Origin of the sequence: Asaia sp. SF2.1, assembly GCF_000505765.1 — a bacterium.
Lineage (GTDB): Bacteria > Pseudomonadota > Alphaproteobacteria > Acetobacterales > Acetobacteraceae > Asaia > Asaia bogorensis.
On record NZ_AYXS01000048.1, the window covers coordinates 33,760 to 37,815 of the forward strand.

The following is a 4,056-nucleotide window of genomic DNA, read 5'->3' on the forward strand; positions in this document are numbered from 1 at the left end:
TCCTGAACCATTTCTCAGCCTCGGTGATGTCCTGTTTCTGATCGCATTATTCGGTTTGTATCAGGCGATACGTGAGAGTTTCAGGAGAGAGCTCTCACCGCTGCAATTGATCGGGTTCGTGAGCGTGATGGCGCTCGTCGGCTGGGGCGTCGTTTTCATGGTGTGGGGCAGTTATCTTGCGATATCCCTGTCCGCCATTCCGCAACTCTATCTGTTCTGTCTGACAAGACCGCGCGCGGTTGAGGCGTAACAGGAACGGTAAGTTCTGCCACCACGAGGCAAGCTCGCTACAGGTTTGCGAGAGCTCCAAGCCACTCACACGCGCAGCCGGGTCGTGATATTGCGCATAAGCTACGTTTCAGCTTTCGGTGGCGGTATCGGGTTCAATGAAATGCGTCTGGCAGACGCGCCTCCAGGCCTCGCCTGCCTTTGAAAGCGTGCGATCCTTGCGCGTCGCCATAACCAGATCGAAGCTGATGCTGGGTGATAAAAGCTTCAGGGCGGTTAGGCCATTCATGCGGCTATCCCGGCAGAGAAGCGAGGGTACAATTCCCAGCCCGACCCCCGCCCGCACCATGGCCATCAGGAGGTGGATATCGCTCGTGCGCCCGGTGACCAGAGGCTGCGTCGAGTGGCTGGCAAAGGCACTCATGATGAAATCGTTGATCTTGAAATCCTCACGCAGCAGGACGATGCGTTCGTCCAGAATGTCGTCCAGACGGCAATGATGCGCTTCGGCCAGCGGGTGCTGGCTTGGCACGACAAGGGAGAGATGATCTCGCCCCAGCGGATAAAGGCGCAAATCCCGCTCTGCTGCGGGGAGGATGAGCGCTGCAATCTCCGTTTTGCCGCTACGCAGGCGCGGTATCAGTCGATCGGACGGACATTCGTCGATTTCCAGCATCACATCCGGATATCTGCGGCAGAAAACATCGATAATGGCCGGAAAGCAGATCGAAGCGATGGCCGGAGGGACAGCCACGCGCAGCGGGCCTTCCACGGTTTCCCTCGTTTCTGAAAGCCGCTCTCTCAGGCTTATTTCGTCATTGACCGTTCTTTCCGCATAGCGGCGGAATATCTGGCCCTTCTCGGTCAACTGGATGGTTTTCCTGCCGCGCACGATCAGGCTGGCCCCGATCTTGGCCTCGAGACTCTGCACACTCTGGCTGATCGATGGCTGGCTGATATTGAGCGCCTGACTGGCACGCACAAAGCCTCCCTCGCTGATCACGGCGAGGAAATGGGTAAGCTCGCGAAAGGTGATCTGCGCAGACGACATAGCCAAAATCCTATATTTGGCATAAAAATATCATATTATCCTATATATTGCGAAGCATGTATGACCGGCCTGTTCTTGTTTGACGAGAGGCAAGCCATGAGTGTGACTGTCATAGAGCATCTGCTGAACCGCGTTGCCGATCTGGGCATCCGCCACGTGTTCGGTGTTGCAGGTGATTACGCCTTCCCGATTGAAGATGCCGTCTGTGCCCGCGATGACATGACCTGGGTGGGCAGTTGCAATGAGCTCAATGCCGCCTATAGTGCTGACGGGTACGCGCGCGTAAATGGCGTTGCGGCCCTGAGCACAACGTTCGGCGTGGGCGAACTCAGCGCCCTGAACGGTGTCGCCGGGGCTTTTGCCGAGCGTCTGCCGATTGTCCATATCGTTGGTATGCCCGCCTCATCGGTGCTGGGCTCCGACAAGCTGGTTCATCACTCACTGGCCAACGGTAATTTTCTGGCCTTCTACAATGCGGCCGCCGATTTTACCTGTGCCCGCGTCATTCTCACTCCGGAAAACTGTATCCAGGAAGTCGAGCGTGCCATTCATGCCATGCGCGCTGAACGACGCCCCATTTATTTCGGTATTCCCTCCGATATCGCGGGCAAGCCAGTGGTGGTGGCTGCGCCACTCATCCTGCAACCAGCGCAAAGCTGCCCCGACGCCCTTGGCACGGTCATTGCCCGTATTCTCGCCAGTCTGGAGAAAAGCGCGCGATCCTGCGTTCTGCCGGGTATTCTGGCTGCGCGTTTTGGCAATCAGGCCCGCGTGCAGGATTTTCTCGATCGCACGGTGCTTCCCCACGCAACCATGTTTGCCGATAAAAGCGTGGTGAGAGAAACCGCCCCGCACTATCTCGGCCTTTATTACGGCCATCTGCTTCATGAAAATATCGCCGATTTCTTGGAAGGGTGCGATCTGGTTCTCGGGATCGGTATGCAGCAGACAGATTTCAACACCGGCGCGTTCACGGCCAAACTCTCCGAAGAACATCTGATCAACATCATGCCGGACCATGTTGTTTTTGGTCATGAGATCATCAATGGCGTGATGATGCACGATGTCCTCGATGGGCTTTGTGCCCAAGCAGACACGATCCGGCGTTTCGAGGGCGAACTGCCTGTACAGGCGCGTCCCGTTGCGGGAAATGAGCCCTTCATTTCCTCCGCGACGCTTTATCATGATCTTCAGTCGCTCATCAGGCCGGATGATATCATTGCGGCCGAAACCGGCAATGCCTCAATGGGTATGGCGGAAATCCGCCTGCCAGAGGATGTAAGCTATCATAACCAGACCCTGTGGGGGTCTATCGGCTGGGCGACTCCTGCCTCTTTCGGTATGGCGATGGCCGCATCATCACGCCGGGTGATCCTCGTGACAGGCGAGGGTTCGCATCAGCTGACGGCTCAGGAACTGAGCCAGTTCGGTCGCTTCAGGAAACACCCTGTCGTGGTTGTGATCAATAACGATGGCTATCTGATCGAGCGGCTTTTGTGCAAGGACGGTGAGACCTATTACAATGACCTCGCCCAGTGGCGCTATCACCTCCTGCCTGCCGCGCTGGGGTGCGACGACTGGGCCGTCAGCACTGTCTCGACACGCGATGAGCTTGAGGCTGCTTTCGCTGCCTGCAACGCGGATACCTCACGCGGTCATTTCATCGAGGTCCGCATGAGGCGTTACGACGCGGCACCCGTCGCGCTGGCGATGCATGATGCCGTAGGAACGCTCTACGGCAACTAGCCCCCTGCACATTCCTGAAGAATGACATCGACCCGGCGGTCTCCTGCTTGCAACAGCGGACCGCCCGACCCTGCACCAAGGACAAGATCCGGAAATGACCACGCCGCACGTACCGGCCCTGCGGCACTCGCTCGCAGAAGATATCTACGCCTTTTTCATCGGGTGTTCCCTGATCGTCATGGGCATATTGTGCCTGCACAAGGCTGGGCTGGTTACGGGAGGCATGGCCGGGATCGCTCTTTTGCTGTCCTATCTGGTGCCTGTCTCACCGGGTAATCTGTTTACCCTGATCAATTTTCCTTTCCTGCTTTTTGCCATACGCGCCATGAGCACGGGGTTTGCCTTCAGAACCATGCTGGCGAGTTTGGGCGTGACCTTCGCCGCCGGGGAAATGCCACTGGTGATGAACCTGTCTTACATAAACCCGCTGTTCTCTGCCCTGTTTTCAGGCACGATGATCGGGCTCGGGATATTATGTCTGGCGCGCCATCAGGCGGGCGTCGGAGGGACGGGCATCATATGCCTTTGGTTGCAGAAGGCGCGCGGGATCAATGCCGGGCGTGTGCAGATCACAATCGATGCCGTCATTCTCTCTGTTTCAGCGTTCTATCTACCGCTCGACAAGGCTGCCTTGTCGGCTCTCAGTGCTGTGGCCACGAGCGGTGTGCTGATCGCCTATCACCGACCGGGCCGCTATATCGGACATTGAGGTCCATAGGACCCGATCATCTGTCGCATTTCAGAAGGGATACACATCATGAGCGTCTATATCGTTTTCACCAAGGAACGCCTGATCGACCAGAGCGAGATGGATATCTATTCGGGTCTGGCGGCTGCAACGATCGACAAGCACCCTCTCACCCCAATCGTTTTTTATGGCGCGCAGGAATGTCTGGAAGGCGAAGGACCCGAAGGCATCGTCATTCTCGAATTTCCGGATCGCGCAGCTGCAATGGCCTGGTACGAAAGCGACGCCTATCGTGAGGCTCGTGAACATCGCTTTCGCGGGGCCGTCTATCGCGCCACCCTGG

Annotated in this window: 5 protein-coding genes; 4 read left to right on the forward strand and 1 reads right to left on the reverse strand. The window is 57.2% G+C overall.

All coding sequences use genetic code 11. From position 1 onward, the window contains the following. Positions 1-250, forward strand: a 250-nt coding sequence (locus P792_RS37740; RefSeq protein WP_161630860.1) for a hypothetical protein, incomplete at its 5' end; no start/stop codon positions are given. Between the two features lie 108 nt (positions 251-358). Here the strand turns inward: P792_RS37740 and P792_RS33020 are convergent. Next, the gene (locus P792_RS33020; protein WP_023979627.1) at positions 359-1,279 is read right to left on the reverse strand and encodes a LysR family transcriptional regulator; all 921 of its coding nucleotides are present in this window, start codon (positions 1,277-1,279) and stop codon (positions 359-361) included. 96 nt (positions 1,280-1,375) lie between these two features. On the opposite strand from P792_RS33020, the gene P792_RS33025 reads away from it, so the two are divergent. The 3 genes from P792_RS33025 to P792_RS33035 form a co-directional block, all read left to right on the forward strand. Beyond that, on the forward strand, positions 1,376-3,025 hold the full coding sequence (locus tag P792_RS33025) for an alpha-keto acid decarboxylase family protein (protein ID WP_023979628.1): 1,650 nt from the start codon (positions 1,376-1,378) through the stop codon (positions 3,023-3,025). A gap of 94 nt (positions 3,026-3,119) precedes the next feature. Next, positions 3,120-3,734 carry a YitT family protein gene (locus P792_RS33030; RefSeq protein WP_023979629.1) on the forward strand — a complete coding sequence of 205 codons (615 nt, stop codon included), beginning with the start codon at positions 3,120-3,122 and terminating at the stop codon, positions 3,732-3,734. Between the two features lie 48 nt (positions 3,735-3,782). Continuing rightward, a partial coding sequence (locus P792_RS33035) for a DUF1330 domain-containing protein (RefSeq protein WP_023979630.1) occupies positions 3,783-4,056 on the forward strand: 274 nt, incomplete at its 3' end.